General features: G+C 73.6%; 23 protein-coding genes. 8 read left to right on the top strand and 15 right to left on the bottom strand.

The genetic code is table 11. From position 1 onward, the window contains the following. Positions 1–28: 28 nt before the first annotated feature. Positions 29–916, bottom strand: a complete 888-nt coding sequence (locus tag BX266_RS20205; RefSeq protein WP_099901782.1) for a menaquinone biosynthetic enzyme MqnA/MqnD family protein — start codon at positions 914–916, stop codon at positions 29–31. Between the two features lie 353 nt (positions 917–1,269). On the opposite strand from BX266_RS20205, the gene BX266_RS20200 reads away from it, so the two are divergent. Continuing rightward, a complete protein-coding gene (locus BX266_RS20200; protein ID WP_003998944.1) occupies positions 1,270–1,473 on the top strand; it encodes a cold-shock protein in 204 nt (67 codons plus the stop codon). Between the two features lie 131 nt (positions 1,474–1,604). On the opposite strand, the gene BX266_RS20195 is transcribed toward BX266_RS20200, so the two are convergent. Both BX266_RS20195 and BX266_RS20190 read right to left on the bottom strand, forming a co-directional pair. Next, positions 1,605–2,168, bottom strand: a complete 564-nt coding sequence (locus BX266_RS20195; RefSeq protein WP_099901781.1) for a TetR/AcrR family transcriptional regulator — start codon at positions 2,166–2,168, stop codon at positions 1,605–1,607. After that, entirely contained in the window at positions 2,165–2,527 is a 363-nt protein-coding gene (locus BX266_RS20190; RefSeq protein ID WP_099901779.1) for a DUF1304 domain-containing protein, read from the bottom strand. The genes BX266_RS20195 and BX266_RS20190 overlap by 4 nt, the downstream gene beginning before the upstream one ends. 90 nt (positions 2,528–2,617) lie before the next feature. Between BX266_RS20190 and BX266_RS20185 the strand changes: the two genes are divergently transcribed. Beyond that, the gene (locus tag BX266_RS20185) at positions 2,618–3,163 is read left to right on the top strand and encodes a DUF1707 domain-containing protein (protein WP_099901777.1); all 546 of its coding nucleotides are present in this window, start codon (positions 2,618–2,620) and stop codon (positions 3,161–3,163) included. Between the two features lie 87 nt (positions 3,164–3,250). On the opposite strand, the gene BX266_RS20180 is transcribed toward BX266_RS20185, so the two are convergent. Then, entirely contained in the window at positions 3,251–4,582 is a 1,332-nt protein-coding gene (locus tag BX266_RS20180; protein ID WP_099901776.1) for a dicarboxylate/amino acid:cation symporter, read from the bottom strand. 383 nt (positions 4,583–4,965) lie between these two features. On the opposite strand from BX266_RS20180, the gene BX266_RS20175 reads away from it, so the two are divergent. Beyond that, entirely contained in the window at positions 4,966–6,189 is a 1,224-nt protein-coding gene (locus BX266_RS20175; protein WP_259464772.1) for an MFS transporter, read from the top strand. Between the two features lie 60 nt (positions 6,190–6,249). Next, positions 6,250–6,684, top strand: coding sequence for a GNAT family N-acetyltransferase (locus BX266_RS20170; protein ID WP_099901773.1), 435 nt, complete (start codon positions 6,250–6,252; stop codon positions 6,682–6,684). 8 nt (positions 6,685–6,692) lie between these two features. On the opposite strand, the gene BX266_RS20165 is transcribed toward BX266_RS20170, so the two are convergent. The 8 genes from BX266_RS20165 to BX266_RS20125 form a co-directional block, all read right to left on the bottom strand. After that, positions 6,693–7,703: a LacI family DNA-binding transcriptional regulator gene (locus tag BX266_RS20165; RefSeq protein WP_099901771.1), complete on the bottom strand. Its 1,011-nt coding sequence runs from the start codon at positions 7,701–7,703 to the stop codon at positions 6,693–6,695. Positions 7,704–7,707: 4 nt separating this feature from the next. Then, a complete protein-coding gene (locus BX266_RS20160) occupies positions 7,708–8,055 on the bottom strand; it encodes a DUF4229 domain-containing protein (RefSeq protein ID WP_099901770.1) in 348 nt (115 codons plus the stop codon). A gap of 130 nt (positions 8,056–8,185) precedes the next feature. Continuing rightward, a complete protein-coding gene (locus BX266_RS20155) occupies positions 8,186–8,704 on the bottom strand; it encodes a GNAT family N-acetyltransferase (RefSeq protein ID WP_099901768.1) in 519 nt (172 codons plus the stop codon). A gap of 10 nt (positions 8,705–8,714) precedes the next feature. Then, positions 8,715–10,019 (bottom strand): MFS transporter, encoded by a 1,305-nt coding sequence (locus BX266_RS20150; RefSeq protein WP_099901767.1) that lies wholly within the window; start codon positions 10,017–10,019, stop codon positions 8,715–8,717. Between the two features lie 91 nt (positions 10,020–10,110). Continuing rightward, the gene (locus BX266_RS20145; RefSeq protein ID WP_259464771.1) at positions 10,111–11,379 is read right to left on the bottom strand and encodes an MFS transporter; all 1,269 of its coding nucleotides are present in this window, start codon (positions 11,377–11,379) and stop codon (positions 10,111–10,113) included. 383 nt (positions 11,380–11,762) lie between these two features. Beyond that, positions 11,763–12,218 (bottom strand): anti-sigma regulatory factor, encoded by a 456-nt coding sequence (locus tag BX266_RS20135; RefSeq protein WP_099901764.1) that lies wholly within the window; start codon positions 12,216–12,218, stop codon positions 11,763–11,765. 381 nt (positions 12,219–12,599) lie between these two features. Continuing rightward, positions 12,600–13,463, bottom strand: a complete 864-nt coding sequence (purU, locus tag BX266_RS20130) for a formyltetrahydrofolate deformylase (protein WP_099901762.1) — start codon at positions 13,461–13,463, stop codon at positions 12,600–12,602. Between the two features lie 118 nt (positions 13,464–13,581). After that, the gene (locus tag BX266_RS20125) at positions 13,582–14,088 is read right to left on the bottom strand and encodes an SCO4402 family protein (protein WP_099908092.1); all 507 of its coding nucleotides are present in this window, start codon (positions 14,086–14,088) and stop codon (positions 13,582–13,584) included. 226 nt (positions 14,089–14,314) lie between these two features. Here BX266_RS20125 and BX266_RS20120 point away from each other — a divergent pair, with 226 nt between their 5' ends. Continuing rightward, positions 14,315–15,607 (top strand): ABC transporter substrate-binding protein, encoded by a 1,293-nt coding sequence (locus BX266_RS20120; protein WP_180290545.1) that lies wholly within the window; start codon positions 14,315–14,317, stop codon positions 15,605–15,607. Between the two features lie 48 nt (positions 15,608–15,655). On the opposite strand, the gene BX266_RS20115 is transcribed toward BX266_RS20120, so the two are convergent. Both BX266_RS20115 and BX266_RS20110 read right to left on the bottom strand, forming a co-directional pair. Beyond that, entirely contained in the window at positions 15,656–16,765 is a 1,110-nt protein-coding gene (locus tag BX266_RS20115) for a hypothetical protein (RefSeq protein WP_099901758.1), read from the bottom strand. 162 nt (positions 16,766–16,927) lie between these two features. Continuing rightward, on the bottom strand, positions 16,928–18,304 hold the full coding sequence (locus BX266_RS20110) for a transcriptional regulator (protein ID WP_099901756.1): 1,377 nt from the start codon (positions 18,302–18,304) through the stop codon (positions 16,928–16,930). Positions 18,305–18,559: 255 nt separating this feature from the next. Between BX266_RS20110 and BX266_RS20105 the strand changes: the two genes are divergently transcribed. Further along, positions 18,560–19,264 (top strand): bifunctional DNA primase/polymerase, encoded by a 705-nt coding sequence (locus BX266_RS20105; RefSeq protein ID WP_099901754.1) that lies wholly within the window; start codon positions 18,560–18,562, stop codon positions 19,262–19,264. A 506-nt stretch (positions 19,265–19,770) separates the two neighbouring features. Here the strand turns inward: BX266_RS20105 and BX266_RS20100 are convergent. Next, positions 19,771–20,460, bottom strand: coding sequence for a metal-dependent transcriptional regulator (locus BX266_RS20100; RefSeq protein ID WP_099901752.1), 690 nt, complete (start codon positions 20,458–20,460; stop codon positions 19,771–19,773). 198 nt (positions 20,461–20,658) lie between these two features. Here BX266_RS20100 and BX266_RS20095 point away from each other — a divergent pair, with 198 nt between their 5' ends. Next, positions 20,659–21,408 (top strand): sugar isomerase domain-containing protein, encoded by a 750-nt coding sequence (locus BX266_RS20095; protein WP_099901750.1) that lies wholly within the window; start codon positions 20,659–20,661, stop codon positions 21,406–21,408. Between the two features lie 148 nt (positions 21,409–21,556). Continuing rightward, on the top strand, positions 21,557–22,486 hold the full coding sequence (locus BX266_RS20090; protein ID WP_180290544.1) for a DUF4231 domain-containing protein: 930 nt from the start codon (positions 21,557–21,559) through the stop codon (positions 22,484–22,486). The last annotated feature ends 14 nt before the right edge of the window (positions 22,487–22,500 follow it).

The following is a 22,500-nucleotide window of genomic DNA, read 5'->3' as shown; positions in this document are numbered from 1 at the left end:
AACGTTCGGGCCGGGGGTGCCCGATCGTTCAGGCCACCACGGGGGCGGGGGCCAGCAGCCGGATCGCCACGTCGGGGGCGAAGCCGCTGTCGTGCGCGACCCGGCGGGCGAACTCGGCGATCCCGGCCAGCTGGCGCTCGCCGAGCGAGAAGTCCAGCGCCTCGCCGAAGTAGGTCTCCAGCAGCGGGGCGTCGAACGCCTCCCAGCGGGCGGCCTGCTCGGCCACCTTGGCGGCCTCGGTCAACGAGAGGTCCCGGGACTCCAGGAACGCCCGGTGGACGGCGGCGGTCAGGTCGGGGTGCCGGTCGGCGTACTCGCGGCGGGCGGCCCAGACGGCGAAGACGAACGGCAGGCCGGTCCACTCCTTCCACATCGCGCCGAGGTCGTGCACGGCCAGTCCCTGCCGGGGGGCCTGCTCCAGCGAGGCGCGCAGCGCCGGGTCGCCGATCAGCACCGCGGCGTCGGCGTCGGCGAGCATCGCGTCCAGGTCGGGCGGGCAGGAGAAGTACTCGGGCCGGACCCCTTCGCGCTCCTCCAGCAGCAGGCGGGCCAGCCGGACCGAGGTGCGGCTGGTGGAGCCGAGCGCGACCCGGCGGCCGTCGAGTTCGCCGAGCGGGACCTTGCTGACGATCACGCAGGACATCACGGGGCCGTCGCTGCCGACCGCGATGTCCGGCAGGACGACCAGGTCGTCCGCGTTGCGCAGGTACTCCACGCAGGTGATCGGTCCGATGTCGAGGCCGCCGGCCACCAGGCGGTCGCTGAGCTTCTCCGGGGTGTCCTTGCTGAGGTCCAGATCGAGCAGGTTCCCCGTGCGCGCCAGACCCCAGTAGAGGGGAAGGCAGTTGAGGAACTGAATGTGCCCGACCCGCGGCCTGACTGCGGTCGCGGGCTGTTCGGCATCCCTACTGCTCACCGTGTGCTCCCTTGCCGTTGGTGCTCTCCCGGCAGGGTATGCCCGCTGATTGGGACGGCTCGCATCCGGTGTCCGACACACCGTCCGACACCGCCGTTCACCCCTGGTCGGGGCCGCGCCCGCGTGCTACCGTCTCCCTCAGTTGCAGTTTGATTCCCCTTGCAGTACTTGGAGCCTGCGGAGCATGTAACCGCAGGCTTTTTGTAATTTTGCAGCAGTATCAGGCATCAATTGAGCATTGATTGAGCACTGTACGAAAAACTCCGGACTCGTCCGGAGGCGGGGCGATCAGCGCAGCGGACCCGGGCACCACAAGGTGTGGTGTCCACAACGTCCCTCGCAAGGAGAACGGTATGGCGACCGGAACCGTCAAGTGGTTCAACGCCGAGAAGGGCTTCGGCTTCATCGCCCAGGAGGGCGGCGGCCCTGACGTCTTCGTCCACTACTCCGCCATCAACGCGAGCGGCTTCCGCTCGCTGGAGGAGAACCAGGCGGTCAGCTTCGACGTCACCCAGGGCCCGAAGGGCCCGCAGGCGGAGAACGTCACCCCCGTCTGAGACACATCTCCCTCTGATCGCTCACGGCCCCTCGGGTCCGTACGAGTAGCAGTTCCCAAGGAGGCCCGCCGAATGGCGGGCCTCCTGCCCTTTCCGGGCCTTTTCCGGATTGGCCCGCAATTCGGCCCGGATCACGCCAGCGGCGTGCGGTGCAGGCCGATCAGCAGGCGCCACACCCGGCCCGCCACCTTCGCCGCCGGCTCGTCCACCAGGCCGTGCAGCCAGTCCGCGAACACGCCCGTGAACGCGCCGGCCACCGCGGAGGCGACCAGCGGCGCGTCCGGGGCGCCCGCCAGCTCCCGCTCGGTGCGGCTGCGTTCGCGCAGCTCCCGGTGGAGCACCGGCCCGAGCGGGCCGCCCCCGCCCGGGGCGAGCAGCTCCCGGTACAGCCCGGCGTGCCCGCCGACCCGCTCGAAGAACTCCACCAGCGCGGCCGGCGGCGCCGCCGGATCGGGGACGCCGCGCCAGGCGTGCAGCGCCTCCACCGCCTCCCGCACCAGGCCCGCGCAGGCGTCCACCGCGAGCGCCGACAGGTCCGCGTAGTGCCCGTAGAAGGTGGCCCGGCCGACTCCGGCCCGGCGCACCACGGACGCCACGCCGAGCTCCGCCAGCGGCCGGTCCGCGCACTCCGCCAGCAGCGCCGCCCGCAGCTTCGCCCTGGTCCGCTCGGCCCGCGGGTCGCCCGCCGCGCTCACCCCGCCACCAGCACCGCGGTCAGCGCCACCGCCCCCGGCAGGGCCTGCGCCAGCAGGATCCGCCGGTTCGCGGTCAGCCCGCCGTACAGGCCCGCCACCACCACGCAGGCCAGGAAGAACACCCGTACCCCGAAGCGGGTCGGGTCGCCCGCGACCAGGCCCCAGACCAGACCGGCCGCCAGGAATCCGTTGTACAGGCCCTGATTGGCCGCCAGCGGGGCCGTCCGCCGGGCGAGTTCGGCGTCGAACCCGGACAGCTTCCGCCCCGGCGCCCGCTCCCACAGGAACATCTCCAGCACCAGGATGTACCCGTGCAACAGGGCCACCAGCCCGACCAGCACCGCCGCCGCGATCTCCATGCCACTCCTCCTTCTGGACAGGTGTCCAGAATAGCCGGACACCTGTCCAGAAAGCTACGCGGCCGCCCCGCGCCGGACTAGGCTGCGCCGGTGACCTCCCAACCGGACAGCCCGCAGACCCGGATCGGCGCGGCCGAACGCGACGCGACCGTGGACCGCCTCCAGCAGGCCTACACCGAGGAGCGGATCACCCAGGACGAGCTGGAGCAGCGCGTCCACCAGGCCCTCACCGCCACCACCCGGGCCGACCTCGCGCCGCTCCTGGACGACCTCCCCGCCGCGGCCCCCGCCACCACCGCGACCCTCACCGCCGCCGCCGGCCGGATCGACCGCCGCGGCGCCTGGCGGGTCCCCCGCACCCTGAAGGTCTCCTCCGCCTTCGCCAAGGTCCGCCTGGACCTCACCCACGCGATCATCGACCACCCCGTGGTCGACATCGACCTCCACCTGGAGTTCGGCCGCGCCACCATCACCGTCCCGCACGACGCCACCGTCGACCTCGACGGCCTCCAGCAGGGCTGGAAGGGCATCCGCTACCGCGCCCCCCGCCACCCCGCCAAGGGCGGCCCGGTCATCCGCATCACCGGCGCCGCCGCCTTCGGCCGCATCAAGATCCGCCACGCCCGCGCCCGCTGACGCCCGCACCGAGGAAGCTCACTCCGACGTGCGACGGCCCGCACCCCCGGGAGGGGTGCGGGCCGTCGTGCGGTCGGGAGCCGGGCGTCAGGCGGTGACGGGCTCCGCGGTGGGCTGGGCCGGGACGGTGGCGCGGCGGTCCTCGGCGAGCAGGTCGCCGGTGGGGGCGTTGTAGGCGGCGAGGTCGAGGGTCTTCTCGCGGGCCGAGACCAGGATCGGGACGACGACCTGACCGGCCACGTTGGTGGCGGTGCGCATCATGTCGAGGATCGGGTCGATGGCCAGCAGCAGGCCGACGCCCTCCAGCGGGAGGCCCAGGGTGGAGAGGGTCAGGGTGAGCATCACGATCGCGCCGGTGAGGCCGGCGGTGGCGGCGGAGCCGACCACCGAGACGAAGGCGATCAGCAGGTAGTCCTTGATGCCCAGGTCGATGCCGTACACCTGGGCGACGAAGATCGCGGCCAGCGACGGGTAGATCGCGGCGCAGCCGTCCATCTTGGTGGTGGCGCCGAACGGCACCGCGAAGGAGGCGTACTCGGACGGGACGCCGAGGCGCTCGGTGACCCGGCGGGTGACCGGCAGGGTGCCGACCGAGGAGCGGGAGACGAAGGCGAGCTGGATCGCGGGCCAGGCGCCCTTGAAGAAGTTCAGCGGGTTGAGGCCGCCGACGAAGCGCAGCAGCAGCGAGTAGACGCCGAACAGGACGATCGCGCAGCCGACGTAGACGTCGACGGTGAGGGTGGTGAAGGGCTTGAGCAGGTCCCAGCCGTAGACGGCGACGGACTTGCCGATCAGGCCGAGGGTGCCGAGCGGGGCGAGCCGGATGACCCACCACAGGGCGGTCTGGACGAGTTCGAGGACGGACTCGGACAGCTTGCGGACCGGGTCGGCCTTGGCGCCGAGCTTGAGCACGGCCGCGCCGACGACCACGCCGAGGAAGACGATCTGGAGGACGTTCACCTTCAGGAAGGCGTCGGCGATGTTGGTCGGGACGATGCCGGTCAGGAAGTCGACCCAGCTGCCGCCCTTGTCCACGCCCTTGAGGCCCTGGGTGGAGAGGTGCGCGCCCTTGCCGGGGTCGGTGAGCAGGCCGAGGCCGAGGCCGACGGCGACCGCGATCAGCGAGGTGGCGAGGAACCAGAACAGGGTGCGGGCGGCGAGGCGGGCGGCGTTGGTGACGTTCCGCAGGTTGGCGACCGAGACCACGATCGCGGTGAAGACCAGCGGCGGGACGGCCAGCTTGAGCAGCTGGACGAAGGTCTTGCCGATGGTGTCGAGGGTGGTGGTCAGCCAGCTGACGTCGCCGGCGCGGGCGATCCAGCCGAGCAGCAGGCCGAGGACGAGGCCGCCGACGATCTGGACCCAGAAGGGGGTGCGGCGGAGGCGTCCCAGCAGGGTGGGCGCGGGCGCGGTGGACATGGGTCTGCGACTCCGGGGGGGGTAACGGGTGGTCAGGTGGGGCGGAGGCGGCGGCACGACGGACGCGGGGGCCGGGTGGGGAGACCCGGGGGCCGACAGCGAGGTGTCGGAGCGTCAGGAGTGGCGTGCCGCCCGCATACAGCCGCCGGAGCGACAGCGGCGCGGGCCGTCCACGGCACCGGACAGACGCGGGCAGCGCGGAACGAGCGGGGTGCTCGTCCCGGCCTGGCGCGCGGCGTCTGCGGTGGTCATGGTCGGCACACTAGCAACAAACCTTTGAGATGTTCAAAGTACTTGTTTGAGGTCGTTCCCGAACGACCCCCGCCTGACGGGCCATCAGCTCGGAGGGGCAGCTTTGACGGCTGTCTGGTTATACGTATAACTTGAAGGGACACACCGCCGCCGAGAGGACGCCCATGGGCTACGCCGCACTGCTCCGCGCCCCGCACGTCACCCGGCTCCTGCTCGGCACCCTGGTCGGCCGGCTCCCCGCCGGCATGACCGCCCTGGTCATCGCCTTCGCCCTGCGCGAGGCCGGCGCCCCGTTCAGCAGGGTCGGCCTGGCCACCGCCGCGTACGCCGTCGCCGCCGCGGTCGGCGGGCCCGTCCTCGGCCGGATCGTCGACCTCACCGGCCAGCCCCGCGTCCTGCTGCTCTCCGCCGTCGCGGCCGGCGGCGGCTACGCGCTGCTGGCCCTCGCCCCCGGCTCCCCGGTCGCCGCCCCGCTCGGCGCGGCGATCGCCGGACTCTGCATGCCCCCGCTGGAGCCCTGCCTGCGCTCGCTCTGGCCGGACGTGGTCGAGGAACGGCAGCTCGACACCGCCTACGCCTTCGACTCCGCCTCCCAGCAGGTGCTGTACGTCGCCGGGCCGCTGGCCGTCGCCGGCATCGCCGCCGCGTTCTCGCCGGCCACCGCGCTGTGGACGGCCGCCGTGCTGGGCCTGCTCGGCGCGCTGGTGGTCGCCACCTCCGCGCCCGCCCGTGCCTGGCGGGCCCCGGCCCGGGCGTCCTCCGCCGGACTGCTCGGACCGCTGCGCTCCCCCGGTCTGGTCCTGCTGCTGCTCGGCCTGGCCGGCACCGGCTGGGCGGTCGGCGCACAGAACGTGCTGTTCATCGCCTACGCCGAGCAGCACCCCGGTGCGCTGCCCGGCGGCGCCGGCGCCCTGCTCGCGCTGGCCGCCCTGGCCGGACTGCTCGGCGCGCTCGCCTACGGCGCCGCCCCGTGGAAGGCCGACACCGCGACCCGCACCTGGGTGCTGGCCCTCGGCATGGCCGTCTGCTACCTGCCGCTGCTGCTCCTGCCGGGGCCCTGGCCGATGGCCGGCATCGCCTTCGTCTCCGGCCTGGGCCTGGCCCCGCTGCTCGCCGCCGCCTTCGTGCTGGTCGCCGAGCTCGCCCCCGCCGGCACCGTCACCGAGGCGTTCGCCTGGCTGGTCACCCTGTTCGCCACCGGCAACGCGGCCGGCTCCGCCGTCTCCGGCGCCCTGGTCGGCACCTCCCTGCACGCCGTCGCCCTCTGCGCCACCGCCGGCATCGCCCTCGGCGGCCTGCTCCTGCTCACCACCCGCACCCGCCTGCGCCCGCTGCCCGTCCCGGCCCTCGCCTGAGCGAGGGGCGACCCGCAAACCGGTCGCCCGCACCGGCCGCGGCCTGCTTGGATGCGCCGCATGACGAGTTACGAACTGCCCGCGGGCTACACGGTGTCCACCGATCCGGCGCGCCTGGACCGGTCGGCCGTGCACCGATGGCTCTCCGAGGACGCCTACTGGGCGCTCGGGCGGCCCCGCGAGAAGCAGGACCTGGCGATCGACGGTTCGCTCAACTTCGGCCTGTACGAAGAGGGTTCCGGCGCGCAGGTGGGCTACGCCCGGGTGGTCACCGACCGCGCGACCTTCGCCTGGCTGTGCGACGTGTTCATCGCCCCGCAGGCCCGCGGCCGGGGCCTGGGGACGGCGCTCGCCGCCGCCGTCCGCGACGAGCTGGCCGGCCTCGGGCTGCGCCGCCTGCTGCTGGCCACCCGCGATGCGCACGAGGTGTACGCCAAGGTCGGGTTCGCGCCGATGGCCGAGCCCGGCAAGTGGATGGTGCTCGGCGAGCAGTAGCCGCCGGCTCAGGCCGCCGCGGTCGAGCTGCGCACCACCAGGCTGGTCGCCAACGGGTCCGCGGGCGGCGGCAGTTCGCCGCCCAGCAGGGCGACCAGGGTGGCCAGTCCGGTCCGGCCCAGCTGCTCGCCGGGCAGGTCGACGGTGGTCAGTGGCGGGCTGAGCAGCTCCGCCACCGGAATGTTGTCCATGCCCACCACCGACAGGTCGTCGGGGATCCGCAGGCCCAGCTCGCCCGCCGCCCGGTACAGACCGGACGCCACCACGTCGTCGTCGCACACCACCGCGCGCGGCCGGTCGGGGCCGCCGAGCAGCTCCCGGGCCGCCAGCTCCGCCGCCCGGCTGCCCTCGTTCAGGCTGACCGCCAGCTCCCGGACCTCCAGCCGGGCGGACGCCGCCGCGAACGCGGCCTGCCGGACCCGGAAGGTGTGCGCGGAGTGCACCGAGCGGAGGTAGCCGATCCGGCGGTGCCCCAGCCCGGCCAGGTGGTCGACGGCCGCCCGCATGCCCGCCGTCAGGTCCAGCTCCAGGGTCGGCCGGCCGGCGTTCGCCGCCGGGTCGGCGTCCAGGAACACCGCGGCGGTGTCCGCGGGCAGTTCGCCCAGCTGCCGGTCGTCGGGGGAACACACCAGCAGGCCGTCGAAGCGGCCGGCCGCGGCCGCCTCCGCCAGCGTCGCCGCGTCCCAGCCGCTGCTCACCACCACCGCCAGGCCGTGCCGGGCGGCCTCCTCGTGCACGCCCGTCAGCACCCGGCCGAAGAACGGGCCGAGCAGGTTCGGCACCGCCAGCAGCACCATGCCGCTGCGGCCCAGCCGCAGCTGCCGGCCGGCCGCCTGCGGGCGGTAGCCCAGCTCGCGGGCGGCCGCGTGGATCCGCTCCCGGGTGGCCTCCGAGACCCGGTGCCCGGAGCTGCCGGAGAACACCAGCGAGACCGTGGCCTGCGAGACCCCGGCCAGCCGGGCCACGTCCCGACCCGTCGGCCGCCGCCGCGCCCCCTCGCCGGACGGGCTGTCCGACACGCCGTCAGCCGGCCTGCGCCTGATGGGCCTGGGCAGCCTGCTGCGCCGCGGCGGCCCGGGCCGCGTCGTCCGCCGCGTCCTCGGCGGCGTCGCGCACCGCGGAGCGGGCCTTGCGGGCCTCGACCCGCGCGGCGATCTGCGCGGACATCTCGTCGCGCTGCTTGCCCAGCAGCGCGTAGCTGACCGCCGAGGAGGCCACCATCGCCAGCACCACCAGGAACACCAGGCCGGCCTCGCCGCCCACCGGGATCACCTCGAAGTGGCCGAGCAGCAGCGCGATCAGCAGGCAGGCCAGGAAGATGCTCGCCCGCAGCGAGGTGTAGCGGAGCGTGGCGTGGTTCTTGCTGCTCACCGGGGTTCGTCCTTCACTGCCGGGTCGCGCCGGCCGGGCGCGCGGGGGTAATGGCCCTCCCAGTGAAGCACGACCTCACACCGCGAAGGCGCGCAGGTCGCACCCGCGCTCCCCCGTCGCAACCGGCCGCTCAGGCCCGCAGGTCGAGCCACATGGTGACGTCGTCCCGGTCGTCCCCGGGGCCCACCCGGATCGCCCCCGGCACCCGGCCGACCTCCACGTACCCGCTGCGGCCGTAGAACTTCTCCAGCCCGTGCCCGCCGCGCAGGGTCAGCCGCAGGCCGGCCAGGCCCCAGCTGCGGGCCACCCGCTCGGCCTCCGCCAGCAACTCGGCGCCGTAGCCGCGGCCCTGGAAGTCGGGGTGCACCATGACGCGCTTCAGCAGCCGCCAGTGGTCCATCAGCCCGAACCGCATGTCCTCGAAGAACACCACCGCGGCGAGCCGCCCGCCCGGTTCGAACCCGACCAGCAGCCGGTCCGGCGCCAGCGCCGCGAACTGCCGGTCCGCCACCGGCCGGACCTCCGCGGCCGTCACCGGCGGCACGAACCCGACCGCGCCGCCGGCGTTGGACACGTCCGTCCACAGCCCGGTGATCTCCTCCCGGAGCGCGGGGGTCAGCTCGGGGTCCAGTTCGAAGCGCAGGCTCATGGGCCAGAGCCTAGGCGGTGGCCACCGGCGTCCGGCCACCGCGCAGGGCGAAGCAGCAGGCGACCGCGACCGCGCACAGCGCGCCCGCCGCGTACCAGGTGGCGTCGTAGTCGCCGAAGCGGTCGCGGGCGAGCCCGGCCAGGCCGGCCACCGCGGCCGCGCCGAGCTGGTGGGCGGCCAGCACCCAGCCGAAGACGATGGGGGCGTCCTCGCCGAAGTGGCGGCGGCAGAGCGCCACGGTGGGCGGGACGGTCGCGACCCAGTCCAGGCCGTAGAAGATCACGAAGGCCAGGATCGGCGGCCGCAGGCTGTCGTCGAACAGGGCCGGCAGGAAGACCAGCGAGAGTCCGCGCAGCGCGTAGTAGGTGATCAGCAGCCAGGTGGAGTCGAAGCGGTCGGTGAACCAGCCGCTGGCGATGGTGCCGGCGATGTCGAAGACGCCGATCAGCGCGAGCAGCGAGGCGCTGGTGGTCTCCGGCATGCCGTGGTCGTGGGCGGCCTTGATGAAGTGGGTGCCGACCAGGCCGACGGTGGTGGCGCCGCAGATCGCGAACGAGGCGGAGAGCAGCCAGAACGCGCGGCTGCGCGTCGCGTCGCGGAGCACCCGCAGCGAGCGGGCCACCGCGGAGCCGTCGGTCCGCGGCGGCGCCGGGGCCTCGGTCGCGCCGTAGGGCAACAGGCCGAGGTCGGCGGGGCGTTCGCGCATCAGCAGCAGGACCGGGACGGCCACGGCGGTGGCCGAGAGCGAGACCACCACCACCGCGGTGCGCCAGCCGTGCTGTTCGACCAGCGCGGCCAGCAGCGGCATGAAGACCAGGTTGCCGGCCGCGCCGGCGGCGGTGAGCACGCCGGTGACCAGGCCCTGCCGGGCCTGGAACCAGCGGCCGGAGATGGTGGTGGCGAAGGCCCCGGCCATCGAGCCGCTGCCGAGGCCGACCAGCACGCCCCAGCAGAGGATCAGCTGCCAGGGCTGCGTCATCAGGACGGTGAGCCCGGCGCCGGTGGAGATGGTGAGCAGCGCGCAGACCACCACGAGGCGGACGCCGAAGCGGTCCATCAGGGCGGCGGCGAACGGCGCGGTGAGGCCGTACAGGGCGAGGTTGACGGAGACCGCGCTGGAGATGGTGGCGAGCGACCAGCCGAACTCGTTGTGCAGGGCGTCCATCATCAGGCTGGGCGCGGAGCGGAAGCCGGCCGAGCCGACCAGGACGACCAGGGAGACCGCGACCACGATCCAGCCGTAGTGGACGCGCGGGGTGCGGCGGGGCGGGGCCGGGTCGGCGGCGGGTGCGGCGGTGAGTTCCAGTTCCTTCACCCGCCCGAGTCTCCCGGTCCGGGCCCCGCGCCCACCACGGGATTCGCTGCCATGATGCGCCGAGATCCTGCCGTCGGGAGCGGACGGCCGGTCAGTGCCCGGCGGCCACCGGCCCGGCGGTGTCGACCCGGCGCAGGTTGCGGATCGGCGGGCTGAGCAGCAGCACGGCGACGGTGAGCAGGGTGACGGTGCCGCCGACGAGCAGCATCGCCTGCGCGCCGAAGGCCTCCTTCGCGGGGCCGGACAGCGCGGCGCCGATCGGGAACATGCAGACCGAGCCGGCCACCTCGTAGGCGTGGATCCGGTTCAGCACCTCGCCCGGGACCTGGGTCTGCACGCTGGTGGCCCACATGACGCCCCAGAAGCTGATGCCGATGCCGGAGACCAGCTGGGCGGCGCCGAGGACCGGCCAGGGCAGGTCGAAGACGAAGGCGAACTGCTGGACGGGGAAGGCCAGCAGGGCCAGCGCGCCGGCGGTGAGCGGCCGGGCGGGCTTGAGCCGGATCGCGGCCAGGCCGCCGATGACGGTGCCGGCGCCGAACATGCCGTTCAGCACGCCGTAGACGCTGCCGCCGAACTTGGGGACCACCAGGTTGCCGATCAGCGGGTTCAGCGGGCCCCAGGAGAGCACCGTGAACACCATCCAGATCAGGATGACGCCCCACATCCAGCTGCGGGACCAGAACTCGTGCCAGCCCTCCACCAGGTTGCGCCACAGGCTGTCGCCGGGCGGCGGGGCGGGGACCGGGCCGAGCCGCAGGGTGAGCAGGCAGCTGGCGCTGATCGCGTACATCGCGCCGGCGATGACCATCACCCAGCCGGTGGAGGCGGCGGCGAGCAGGCCGGCCAGCGGGGGCCCGGCCAGTGTGGTGAGCGCCTCGGAGGTGCGCAGGATGCCGTTGGCGCCCTGCACGTCACGGGCCACCAGCGGGACGGTGGAGGCGGCGCCGGGCTGGAACATGGCGGCGGCGGTGCCGGCCAGCGCGAGCAGCAGGTACAGCTGCCAGAGCTGGTCGATGCCGCGGAAGAAGAGCACCGCGAGCAGCACCCGGGTGACCAGGTTGAGCAGGTCCGCGAAGATCATCAGCCGGCGGGCGGTGAAGCGGTCGGCGAGCACCCCGCCGACCAGGACCAGGCCGGCGAACGGGGCGAGCAGGAAGGCCATCGCGTAGCCGACGGTGGATCCGGCGTGATGGGAGGTCAGCAGTCCGGTGGTGACGGCCACCGGGAGCATCGCGTCGCTCAGCAGCCCGGCCGAGCGGGCGGTGAAGTAGAGCCGGAAGTTGCCCGACCAGATGGCGGGTCCGGCGCCGGTGCCGACACGCGGGGTGGAGGCGGTTTTCAGTTCGGGTGCGGTCACGTAGCTCAGTTTTGGTGTAGACCACTCCTGGTTTCCAGTGGTTTTGGGTCACGATGCGGCCTCCGCCCGCAGGGTGACCGGACGGCGGTCCGCCGCGCGCACCCCGAGCACGGCACGGCGGACCGCCGTCCAGACCGGCGTCCGGGCCCTGAAGCCGTGACGCCCGGGCGCCCCGATTTCGCCGAGGTTCCGGGCGGAGTCGGCCAACGACCCCCTGAGTGTCGGCACCGCCCGGTCTCCCTCGGCGTCCCCTCGCAACGGAGCGCCGCACCCAAGAGTGATCAGTCGGATACGTCACGTCAATGGGTTGTCCGAAATTCAGAAGGATCATCCGAGGCGCGGACAGCGCGCGACCGGCGTACGGCGACGCCCCTGACGAGCGCTCAGCGCACCGAGGCGACCGGCTGCGCGGCCCGCTCGCACACCCCGGCGGTGGAGCCGATCTCGCACCAGACCCGCTTGCCCGAGCCGTCCGGGTACCAGCCCCAGCGCTCGCAGAGCAGGTCGACCAGCTCCAGGCCGCGGCCGTTGGTGGCGTCCTCGTCCGGCCCGGCGTGCCGCGGCGCGGGGGCCGTGCAGCTGGCGTCGGCGACCTCCACCCGGACCGGCACGGGCGCGTCGACCGGGTCGACCGGCAGCACCAGCCGCAGCACCGCCGGGCAGCCGGTGTGCACCACCGCGTTGGTGACCAGCTCGGAGACCACCAGCACCAGGGTCTCGGCGATCGACGAGTCCGGGTCGATCCCGCCGGCCTGCAGCCGCGCCCGGACCCAGCGCCGGGCCCGTGACACCTCGGCCGGCTCCGCCTGGACCGCCAGCTGTACCTGAAGTACCTGCACCGCTCCACCACCCGCACTCGGTATTCGGCCCGCTTGATCCCGCCGGTCCGGTCGGCCCCGCACCGCGGAGCACCGACCCGGACTGCCCATGGCATCGACACGAATACGCCCCAGAATGATTCCGCGACCGGGTCGCAGCAAGAGCTTCGGGCATATTCCAGCGTTCGGGGGACACCGCAGGGCATACTGTCCCGCTCACCCTGCCGGGGTTCGCACGACCGGTCGGCGGCACCGCCCTCGCGGGTATCCCAGACCGTACCGCCAGGGGGCCGCCGGGCACCGGCGCGCCACGAGCGAACAACCCTTCCTACACATGTCCACCGCGACTCGAACGCCGTGGGCGGAGAGGGACCTGAGCGCGCCTCGGGGACCGACCGGACGTCAGGCGAACACCACGGTGCGGGTGCCGTTCAGCAGCACCCGGCGCTCGCTGTGCCACTTCACCGCGCGGGCCAGCGCCTGGCACTCGACGTCCCGGCCGAGCGCCACCAGCTGCTCGGGCGTGACGTCGTGGGTGACCCGGGCGACCTCCTGCTCGATGATCGGACCCTCGTCCAGGTCGGCGGTGACGTAGTGCGCCGTCGCCCCGATCAGCTTCACGCCGCGGACGTGCGCCTGGTGGTACGGCTTGGCGCCCTTGAAGCTCGGCAGGAAGGAGTGGTGGATGTTGATGACCCGTCCGGACAGCGCCTTGCACAGGTCGTCCGAGAGCACCTGCATGTAGCGGGCCAGCACCACCAGTTCGACCCGCTCCTCGGCGACCAGGTCGAGCAGCTGCTGCTCGGCCTGCGCCTTGGTGTCCTTGGTCACCGGGAGGTGGTGGAACGGGATGCCGTACGACTCGGTCAGCTCCCGGAAGTCGGTGTGGTTGGACACCACCCCGACGATCTCCACCGGCAGCGCGCCGATCCGGGTGCGGAACAGCAGGTCGTTCAGGCAGTGCCCGAACTTGGAGACCATCAGCAGCACCCGCATCCGCTCCGCGGACTCGTGGATCTGCCACTCCATCCGGAACGAGGCGCCGATCGCCGCGAAGCTCGCCCGCAGCTTCTCCGCCGTCACCGGCTCCTCCGCGGAGAAGTGCACCCGCATGAAGAACAGGCCGGTGCCGGAGTCGCCGAACTGCTGGCTGTCGATGATGTTGCAACCCGTCATGAACAGGTAGCTGGAGACCGCGTGGACGATGCCCTGCTTGTCGGGGCAGGACAGCGTGAGGACGTACTGGGAGCGGGCGGTCTCTTCCATGCTCGCGGGGCCCCGTTTCTCGGCTCTGGTGCGGACGGCAACGGCCCAGCCTGGCACAGATCGACCGACGGCGGGAAAGCCGCCCGCCACCCGAGACCGCCCGCCGCGGGGCCGCCGCTCAGGCGTGCGCGGTCAGCTGCCGCAACACGTCCAGCGTGGTGGGCGGGAGGTCCGGGTCGTCGCCGTCGTTGACGGCCAGCCGGTGGTGCGCCTCGCGGGCCGCCTGCACCGCCTCCGGCCAGTCCGGGTGGCCCAGGTACACCGCGGCCGGGGCGTCCCCGCCGACCTGGTGCAGGATCCGCAGCACCCGCAGCACCGCGGCGTCCACCGCGACCGCCTCCGCGGAGTCCCGGAAGATCGAGCCGACGTACTTCTCCGCCGACCAGCGGTCCAGCCAGGTGTCCTCGACCAGCCGGTACACGGCGTCGGTGAGGTCGCCGTACCCTTCCCGGCCGTTCAGCCAGGCCGTCTCCTGGAAGCCGGGGTCGGAGAACATGTGCAGCGCCGAGCGGATCCGGGCCCGCCAGCGCCACCAGGGCAGATCAGTCAGGGGCATGCCGCCCATCGTGCTTGAGCGCCCGCCCGTTCGAGAAGGGTTTCGGGCAGACCGATACGGAGAATCCATGCTGTCGGACACGGGAGACGATCGTACGTTCCCCGGCCGGCCGCCCTCCACACGCGTCCTCTACCCGCGTCACAGCTGGTCAGTGCTCCGTGTTCCTCCCCCGTTGGCAAGTCGTTCACATGGCGTCCCTCTCGGCGTGCGCGGGCCCGACCACCCTTGATCCGCCGAGCCTGCGCAACGGAGCACGGGACCCCGAAGCAACATGTCCAGGGAGGAACGAAGCACCATGACGCGGAACGGAACCCCCCACCCGCCACCCGCCGTCAGCGGCCGCCGACACCGCACCGCCGCCGCGTTCGCCGCCGGCGCCGCGGTCCTCCCCGCCCTGCTGTCCGCCTCCGCCTGTGGAGGCCCCGCCGCCGCCGACGCCGCCGGCCAGGAAGTCACCGTCATGACCTGGGCCCCGTCCGGCACCGGCGCCGCCGACCGGCCCGGCATGACCGCGCTCGCCGACGCCATCGGCCGCGACCTCAACGCCCACGGCGGACTCGACGGCCGCAAGGTCCGCATCCTCACCTGCAACGAGCACGACACCACCGACGGCGCCACCGCCTGCGCCGACCAGGCCGTGAACGCCCACGCGGTAGCCGTGGTCGGCTCCGCCAGCCAGTACGGCACCAATTTCATGCCCGTCCTGGAAGAGGCCGGCATCCCGTTCATCGGCGGCTACGGCCTCTCCACCCCGGAGTTCAGCAGCCCGCTCTCCTACCCGGTCAACGGCGGCCTGCCCGCCCTGGTCGCGGGCAGCGGGCGCCAGCTCGTCGAGGCCGGCTGCAAGCAGATATCCCTGATCCGCCCCGACACCCGGGCCGGCGACGCGCTGGTCAGCTACCTCGGCTCCGCCGCCAAGCAGACCGCCATCAAGGTCACCGACATCAAGGCCCCCGAGAAGTCCAACGACTACTCGCCCTACACCCGCAAGGCCATCGGCGACGACAAGGCCGGCAACTGCGTGCTCTCCGCCCTCGGCGCGGAGCCCACCGCCAACCTGCTCGACCCGTACCGCCGCGCCAACCCCAGGAACACCCAGCTCGCCTCGGTGATCGGCTCCTTCCAGCAGTCCGTGGTCGACTCCACCGGCGGCGACGGCGGCCCGCTCCGCGGCGCGTACGCCACCGGCTGGTTCCCCGCCGAGTCCTCCGCCGTCTGGGACGCCCTGCGCGCCACCGCCCGCACCTACGGCAACGGCACCACCATCGACGTCTCCGACCCCGGCGTGCAGACCACCTGGGTCGCCTACGAGGTCCTCCGGCAGGCCGTCGGCCGCATCGACAAGACCAAGCCGATCACCGCGAAGGCCCTGCAGACCGTCCTCGACAGCGGCGACCCCATCGACACCGCCGGCGCCACCCCGCCCCTGAGCTGGGGCGTCACCAACATGCTCCCCACCGCCGACTCCCCCCGCCTGGTGAACACCTCCGTCACCTTCCAGCAGGTCCGGAACGGCCGCCTGGTCGAACAACGCCAGGGCTTCACCGACGTCCGCTGGGTCCTCACCAACGACAAGCCCCCGGCGTAACGCCAGGGGCGGGAGCGCCGCGCCGGAGGGCAACCACCAGGGACGCGTTCAGAGTTCGGCGGCCGACTTGTTCGCCAGGCCCGTCTTGCCCGCGATCGCGCCCCACAGCTCCGCGGCCTGCTGCTTGGCGGTGGTGGCGGAGCCGCTCGCGGTGTTGCCGTTGCGGTAGTGGTCGTTGTCCTTGGCCTTGGCCGCGTCGCAGGCGGCGACCAGGTCTCCGGCCCAGAGGGCGTACTCGGAGTCGGCGTTGGAGGAGGCCTGCCAGGCGGCCTGCAGCTGCGTCACCAGCTTCGCTCCGTCCGGCAGCTGATCGACCTTCAGCTCGCCGAGCTTCTTGAGCAGGTCCTGCCGCTGCGCGGCGGCGGCGGTGAGCGCGCCCTGCGCGTCGGGCAGCGTCTGGCACTTGCCGACGGCGGTGACGGCGTTGACGACGGAGGTGCGGCTGGCGCTGGCGGTGCCGAGCAGGTCGGACATGGCCTGCGCCTGGGCCTTCATCTCGGGGGTGACCGCGCCGCTCCCGCCGCCGGCGGGAGCGCTGGCGGCCTGGCTGGCGGCGGCCTTGTCCTTCGCCTTGTCCTTGCTGCCCCCGTCGCCGCCGCTGGCGAGCACGCCGATCAGGACGGCGATCAGGGCGGCGCCGGCCACGCCCGCGCCGATCAGGATCTTCGGGTCGGGCTTGCGGCGGCCGCCGCTCTCGGCGGGGGTGTACGCGGGCTGCTGGGGCGCGCTGTAGCCGCCCGCGCCCCCGAAGGTCTGCTGGCCGTACCCGGGCTGCTGCTGGGCGGGCTGCTGCCCACCGAAGCCGGCGCCGCCGCCGTAGGTCGGCTGGGCGGCCTGCGGGGCGTAGCCGGGCTGCTGGCCGCCGACCGACGGGTCGCCGGCGGGGTAGGGCGGCAGGTACTGGGTGGCGCCGTTGTCGGCCTGCGGGGCGGCGGCGGGCTGCTGCGGGGGGGTGCCCCAGTACTCGGGGCTGCCGCTCTGGCCGACCGGCGGCGCGGACTGCTGCTGCGGGACGGGGGCGTGCGGCGGCTGCGGCTGGGCGTGCGCGGGCTGCGCGGCCTGGGCCGGTCCGCCCTGGCCGTCCGCGGCGGGCTCCGGCCGGAACAGGTCGTCCAGATTGAAGTCGCCGGAGTTGGGATACGAGCGGCGCTGGCTCAACGCGATTCCTCACCTGTGCACGGCACCGGGATCCCGGGCCTTCGGTTGCCCCGCCGGGTTGCTGACGGCGGACCACAACTGCGAGGCCACGCTACCGGTTCACCGGCACAGGTGACTACGTGGGCTGCTGTTCTGTGCTATTGCTTCACGATCGAGCGGCGGCTACGCGGCCTCCCCGTCCATCCGGGCGTGGAACTCGCGCACGGCGCGGTGGCCCCGGTACGGCTCGAGCCGGCTGCGGAAGTCGTCGAGGTACTCGACGCCGCGGTTGGAGCGCAGTCCGCTGAGCAGCCGGACCGCCTCGGTGCCGGTCTCGCAGGCGCGTTCCAGGTCGCGCTGCTGGAGTTGGGCGGTGGCGAGCAGCACCAGGTCGACGGCGCGCCGGCGGACCCGGTGGGCGGGGTGCAGTTCGAGCGCGGTGCGGGCGTAGTGCTCGGCCCGTTCGCCCTGCTGCAGGTCGCGGTGACAGTGCGCCAGTTCGTCTGCCAGGTAGGCCTCGTCGAAGTGCACGATCCAGTCGGGGTCGTCGACGGGGTTGCGCTGCTCCATCGCGGCGAGCGCCTTGGCGGCGACGTGCTCGCAGGCGTAGGCGTCGCCGAGCAGGGCGTGGCCGCGGGCCTCGGCGGCGTAGAACATCGCCATCGCGGTGGGGGTGGCGACGGTGCGGGCGCCTTCCTGGGCGGCGCGGGCGAGTTGGGCGATCTCCCGCGGGTTGCCGAGGGTCGCGGCGAGGTGGCTCATCGAGGCGGCGAGGACGTAGCCGCCGTAGCCGCGGTCGTCGGCGGCCTGGGCGAGGCGCAGCGCCTGGATGTAGTACCGCTGGGCGAGGCCGGGCTGTCCGGTGTCGACGGCCATGTAGCCGGCCAGTTCGGTCAGCCGGGCCACCGCGCCGAAGAGTTGACGTCCCGTCTCGTCGCGGTAGGAGCCGCCGAGGAAGCCGGAGACCACGCTGTTGAGGTAGTGCACCACGACGGGGCGGACGTGGCCGCTGCCGAACCGGTGGTCGAGGTCGACCAGCATCTGGGTGGTGGCCCGGATGGCGGCGACGTCGGCCAGGCCGACCCTGGTGCCGCCGGTCCGGGCGACCACCGGGTCGGGCGGGGTGATCAGCCAGTCCCGGCTGGGTTCGACCAGCGCGGAGGCGGCGACGGTGGCGCCGGCCAGGAAGTCGCGCTTGCCGACGTCGCTGCGCCAGAGCTCGCAGATCTGCTCCAGCGCGGCGCCGAGGCTGGGCGCGAACTGCAGGCCGACCGCCGAGCTGAGGCTCTTGCCGTCGGCCATGCCGATCTCGTCCACGGTGACGCCGCGGCCGAGTTTGCGGCCGAGCGCCTCGGCGATGACGGCGGGCGCCTGCCCGCGTGGCTGTTGCCCGCGCAGCCAGCGGGCGACGGAGGTCTTGTCGTAACGCAGGTCCAGTCCGTGTTCTGCTCCGCAGAGGTTGACCCGGCGGGCGAGGCCCGCATTGGAGCAGCCCGCCTCCTGGATCAGCTGCTGCAGACGCTCGTTCGGCTCTCGTGCGACGAGTGGTCTCGCGGCCATGGGATTTTTCCGCCTCCCCAACGCCGTCCGGACCCGACCGGAGGGCGACGACTGTGCAACACCATGCGGAATACCCACGGTGACGTACCCACTCCCCACGCGCCCTGGTGAATGCCCCTGTGCGCCCCCTCTGCGCCCGTTACCGCCCCTGCTCGGACGGAGGGTTCCGACCAGGATCACCGTCCCGGGTGACATCGCGCGCCCCGTTCGAAGCGTTCCGCGGCGGCCCGTAACCCGCACTCACGGACGGTAGTTGTGCAGCACGTGGACAACACCCCAGGAGCTCCCGAACAGGACCTGCCGCCGCTGCTGCTCGAAGCCGTCCGCTACGCCGAGGACCGCCACTGGGAGGTGGCGCCGGGAACGTGGCTGGTCGACGGCGAGGGCCCGGCCCGCTGCTCGTGCGGCGAGGCGCAGTGCCCGCTGCCCGGCGCGCACCCGGTCGGGGCGGACTGGCGGGGCAGGGCCAGCGCCGGGCCCGGCGTGGTCCGCAAGTGGTGGACGGAGAACCCGGAGGCGTCGATCCTGCTGCCCACCGGGCGGGCCTTCGACGTGCTGGACGTGCCCGAGGTGGCGGGCTGCCTGGCGCTGGCCCGGATGGAGCGGATGGGGCTGCAGCTCGGCCCGGTGGTGGCGGTCCCGGCCGCGCCGGGGCGCAGCGGGCGGCGGCTGCACTTCCTGGTGCTGCCCGGCGTGGTCGACAAGCTGCCGGACATGCTGCGCCAGATCGGCTGGTCCGCGGACCGGCTTGACCTGGTGGCGCGCGGCGAGGGCGACTGGGTGGTGGCCCCGCCGTCCCGGGTCGGCGGGTACGCCTCGGCGCAGTGGGCTCGGCCGCCGTCCGCGCTGAACCGCTGGCTGCCGGACGCGATGGAGCTGGTCAGCCCGCTGGCCTACGCCTGCGGGCGGGAGTCCTCCGCCCCGCGCCCCGTTCAGCGCCCGGCCGCCGCCGTGCGCTGACCTCCCGAGTGTGCCCTCGGCCGATCCGGCGAGGGCGTCGCCGTGCGACACCCCGCGCGGCAGCGGCGGGCCCGGCCTCCCGACCCGGAGGCCGGGCCCGCCGTTCGCGTGCCCACGCCCGTTCTCCGCCGTCCGGAGCGCGATCTTCCGGAACCGGTGGTCATACCCGCAGGTCAACGCGGGAAGCCCACCGATCGGGTGACAACGCTCAAGGATTGGCCGCGGTTGCCGAGGGGATCATCCTCAGCGTCGGCACGGGGCCAACGGAGCGAAAGGAGCGGGCGGACCGAGAGCGTGGGGGGCTGCCGGGAGGGCGTTCGGACGGGGAAGCCGAATGCGGCAGCGGGAGGGAGCCGGGCGCGGCACAGGGGGTCGCGCCCGGCACGGCAGGGGAGGGACGGCGGGGGACGGAGGGGACGGGGAGGGAACGCGCGGGGCCCGGTGTGGGGACACCGGGCCCCGAGGCGCGTCTCCGGAGCGGTCGCCGCGAGCGGTAGCGAACGGCGCTACGGCTGGGCGACGAACACGTGCGCGGCGATGTCCTTGCCCAGCTCGGCCGCGTTCTCGCCGCTGCCGACCAGCACGCCGCCGGCCGCCGGCGCGACCCGCACGGTGGCGCCGGGGCGCACGCCAGCCCGGCGCAGGGTGCGCATCAGCTCGCCGTCGGTCTGGATCGGCTCGCCGATCCGCCGCACCACCACGTCCGTGCCGTCCTTGGCGGCGACCGCCTCCAGCGTGACCAGCCCGGCGTCGAAGCCCTCGCCCTCGGCCTTGGTGTCACCGAGCTCGTCCAGGCCGGGGATCGGGTTGCCGTACGGGGACTGGGTGGGGTGGCCGAGCATCGCGAGCACCTTGCGCTCGACGGTCTCGCTCATCACGTGCTCCCAGCGGCAGGCCTCCTCGTGGACCTGCTCCCACTCCAGGCCGATGACGTCCACCAGCAGGCATTCGGCGATCCGGTGCTTGCGCATCACCCGGACGGCCAACTTGCGTCCTTCGCCGGTCAGTTCGAGGTGCCGGTCCTCGGCGACCTGGAGCAGCCCGTCGCGTTCCATCCGGCCCACCGTCTGGCTCACCGTGGGGCCGGACTGCTCCAGCCGCTCGGCGATCCGGGCGCGCATCGGGGTGATGCCCTCCTCCTCCAGCTCCAGGATGGTGCGGAGGTACATCTCAGTGGTGTCGATCAGCCCTGACATCGCCCCTGGCTCCGTTCTTCGGTGTCCTCACCGCCAATTCTGACGTACCGAAGTGACAACCCGGTCCGCTGCACCGCTATGCCCGCGCTTTTCGGAGCGGTTGACAGCCGCCTGCGGCAGGGGCCACCGTGCACGCCGTAGCTTTCTCCATATGCGGTCTGGACCACCTGACCGCTCCCGAGCTCGGACGGAGCAGAGATGAGCGAACTGGTCGGCCGGTACCTGGACGCCGCGGTGGCCCACCTGGAGCGGATCCGGGCCGAGGAGGGGGAGAACATCGAGGCCGCCGCCGAGCTGCTGGCCGAGGCGGTCGAGCACGGCCGCCGGATCTTCGCCTACGGCGCCGGGCACTCCTCGCTGGCCGCCCAGGACGTGGTCTACCGGGCCGGCGGCCTGGTCGTGATGAACCTGCTGAACGTGCCCGGGATGACCGGCGTGAACGTGATGCCCGCGCACCTCGGCAGCGCGCTGGAGCGGGTCTCCGGGCTGGCCACCACCACCCTGGACCTGACCCCGGCGCGCAGCGGCGACCTGCTGTTCCTGGTCTCGCTCTCCGGCCGCCAGGTGATGCCGGTCGAGCTCGCCCAGCACGCCCGGGACCGCGGCCTGAAGGTGATCGGCGTGACCTCGCTGGCCTATCCCGGCGCGGTCTCCTCCAACCACCCGTCCGGCACCTACCTCAAGGACAACTGCGACGTGGTGCTGGACAGCAAGATCGGCCTCGGCGACGGCGAGCTGGAGCACCCCGGCGCGGGCGCCCCGTTCGGCTCGGTCTCCACCATCGTCACCAGCGCGCTGATGCAGTCCGTGACGGCCTCCGCGATCGCCAAGCTCGCCGATCGCGGCATCACCCCGCCGCTGTTCCGCTCCGGCAACGTGGACGGCGGCACCGAGTGGAACAACAAGGTGATCGCCGACAACGCCGACCGGATCTTCTACGCCTGGTGACACCGGCCTCGGCCGCGACCCGCCCCATTCGGCCAACTCCGCTGGCGCTCGCGTAAGTTCGCCCGACACTGGGAAGGACTCCCGAGACCGGTGAGACGGCGCTGCGGGGGCGGGGATGGCGGCTGGGGCGGGGCGTTCGATCGGCTTCGTGCGGGAGCAGGACCTGCTCCCGCGCCTGTTCTGGGCCGCCGACGGCGCGTCCCTGCAAGGCCAGACCCGGGCGGTGGCGCTCTCCCGCTGGGAGCTGCTGCTGCTGGTCGGCGCGGCGTTCGCCGGCTCCGCCGACGGCGCGCTGTGGGCCTGGGGCGCCGCGCTGGCGTACCTCGGCGCGCTGTTCATCGCCGTCATGGTCGCCTGGCAGAACCCGCAGCGGCTCTGGTACGACGGCCGGGCGGTCGCCGAGTCGGTGAAGACCCTGGTGTGGAAGTACGCGGTGCGGGCCGACTCCTACCAGCCGCCGCCCCGCAAGCTGCCCGACGCCGAGCGCCTCTACGACATCCAGCTCGCGGGCATCCTCGGCGAGTTCGACACCGACCGGGTCACCCCGGGGGTCACCGAGGAACTGCGCACCTGGCGGGCCCCGGCCCGCCACCCGCAGATCACCGAGACCATGGAGAAGCTCCGCGACCAGCCGCTGCCGGTCCGCCGCGAGATCTACCTGCGCGAGCGCGTGCAGAGCCAGCGCCAGTGGTACCAGGCCAAGGCCATCCAGTGCCGCAACGCGACCCGCCGGGTCGGCCGGCTGGCCATCGTGCTGCCCGCCGCGGGCCTGCTGCTCGCCGTGCTGCGCGCCCTCGGCCAGTTCTCGTTCGACGCGCTCGGCGCGATCTCCGCCGTGGCCGCCTCCATCGCCGCCTGGGCGCAGCTGCGCCAGTACCGGCCGCAGGCCGCCGCCTACACTCTCGCCGCGGCCGAACTCTCCAAGGTCGAGGCTCAGTTGGCCGCCGTCGACCTCTCCTCCCCGGAGGCTGAGGAGACCTGGGCCCGGCTGGCCCGGGACGCCGAGGACGCGATCTCCCGGGAACACACCACCTGGCAGGCGCGCCGCGAGGTGCGCAGCCTCGACATCCCCAGCTGAGCAGGAGGGCCCGC

The organism is Streptomyces sp. TLI_171 (assembly GCF_003610255.1).
Classification (GTDB): Bacteria; Actinomycetota; Actinomycetes; order Streptomycetales; family Streptomycetaceae; genus Kitasatospora.
Note: the sequence above shows the minus strand (reverse complement) of the source record. Positions and strands in the feature narration are given on the sequence as shown.

What these genes read in the sequence shown, in the direction of transcription:
- BX266_RS20200 (WP_003998944.1), top strand. Translation starts at nt 1,270, where the DNA reads ATGGCGACCGGAACCGTCAAGTGGTTCAACGCCGAGAAGGGCTTCGGC.
- BX266_RS20190 (WP_099901779.1), bottom strand. Translation starts at nt 2,527, where the DNA reads ATGGAGATCGCGGCGGCGGTGCTGGTCGGGCTGGTGGCCCTGTTGCAC.
- BX266_RS20180 (WP_099901776.1), bottom strand. Translation starts at nt 4,582, where the DNA reads ATGTCCACCGCGCCCGCGCCCACCCTGCTGGGACGCCTCCGCCGCACC.
- BX266_RS20170 (WP_099901773.1), top strand. Translation starts at nt 6,250, where the DNA reads ATGACGAGTTACGAACTGCCCGCGGGCTACACGGTGTCCACCGATCCG.
- BX266_RS20155 (WP_099901768.1), bottom strand. Translation starts at nt 8,704, where the DNA reads ATGAGCCTGCGCTTCGAACTGGACCCCGAGCTGACCCCCGCGCTCCGG.
- purU (WP_099901762.1), bottom strand. Translation starts at nt 13,463, where the DNA reads ATGGAAGAGACCGCCCGCTCCCAGTACGTCCTCACGCTGTCCTGCCCC.
- BX266_RS20125 (WP_099908092.1), bottom strand. Translation starts at nt 14,088, where the DNA reads ATGGATTCTCCGTATCGGTCTGCCCGAAACCCTTCTCGAACGGGCGGG.
- BX266_RS20120 (WP_180290545.1), top strand. Translation starts at nt 14,315, where the DNA reads ATGACGCGGAACGGAACCCCCCACCCGCCACCCGCCGTCAGCGGCCGC.
- BX266_RS20110 (WP_099901756.1), bottom strand. Translation starts at nt 18,304, where the DNA reads ATGGCCGCGAGACCACTCGTCGCACGAGAGCCGAACGAGCGTCTGCAG.
- BX266_RS20100 (WP_099901752.1), bottom strand. Translation starts at nt 20,460, where the DNA reads ATGTCAGGGCTGATCGACACCACTGAGATGTACCTCCGCACCATCCTG.
- BX266_RS20095 (WP_099901750.1), top strand. Translation starts at nt 20,659, where the DNA reads ATGAGCGAACTGGTCGGCCGGTACCTGGACGCCGCGGTGGCCCACCTG.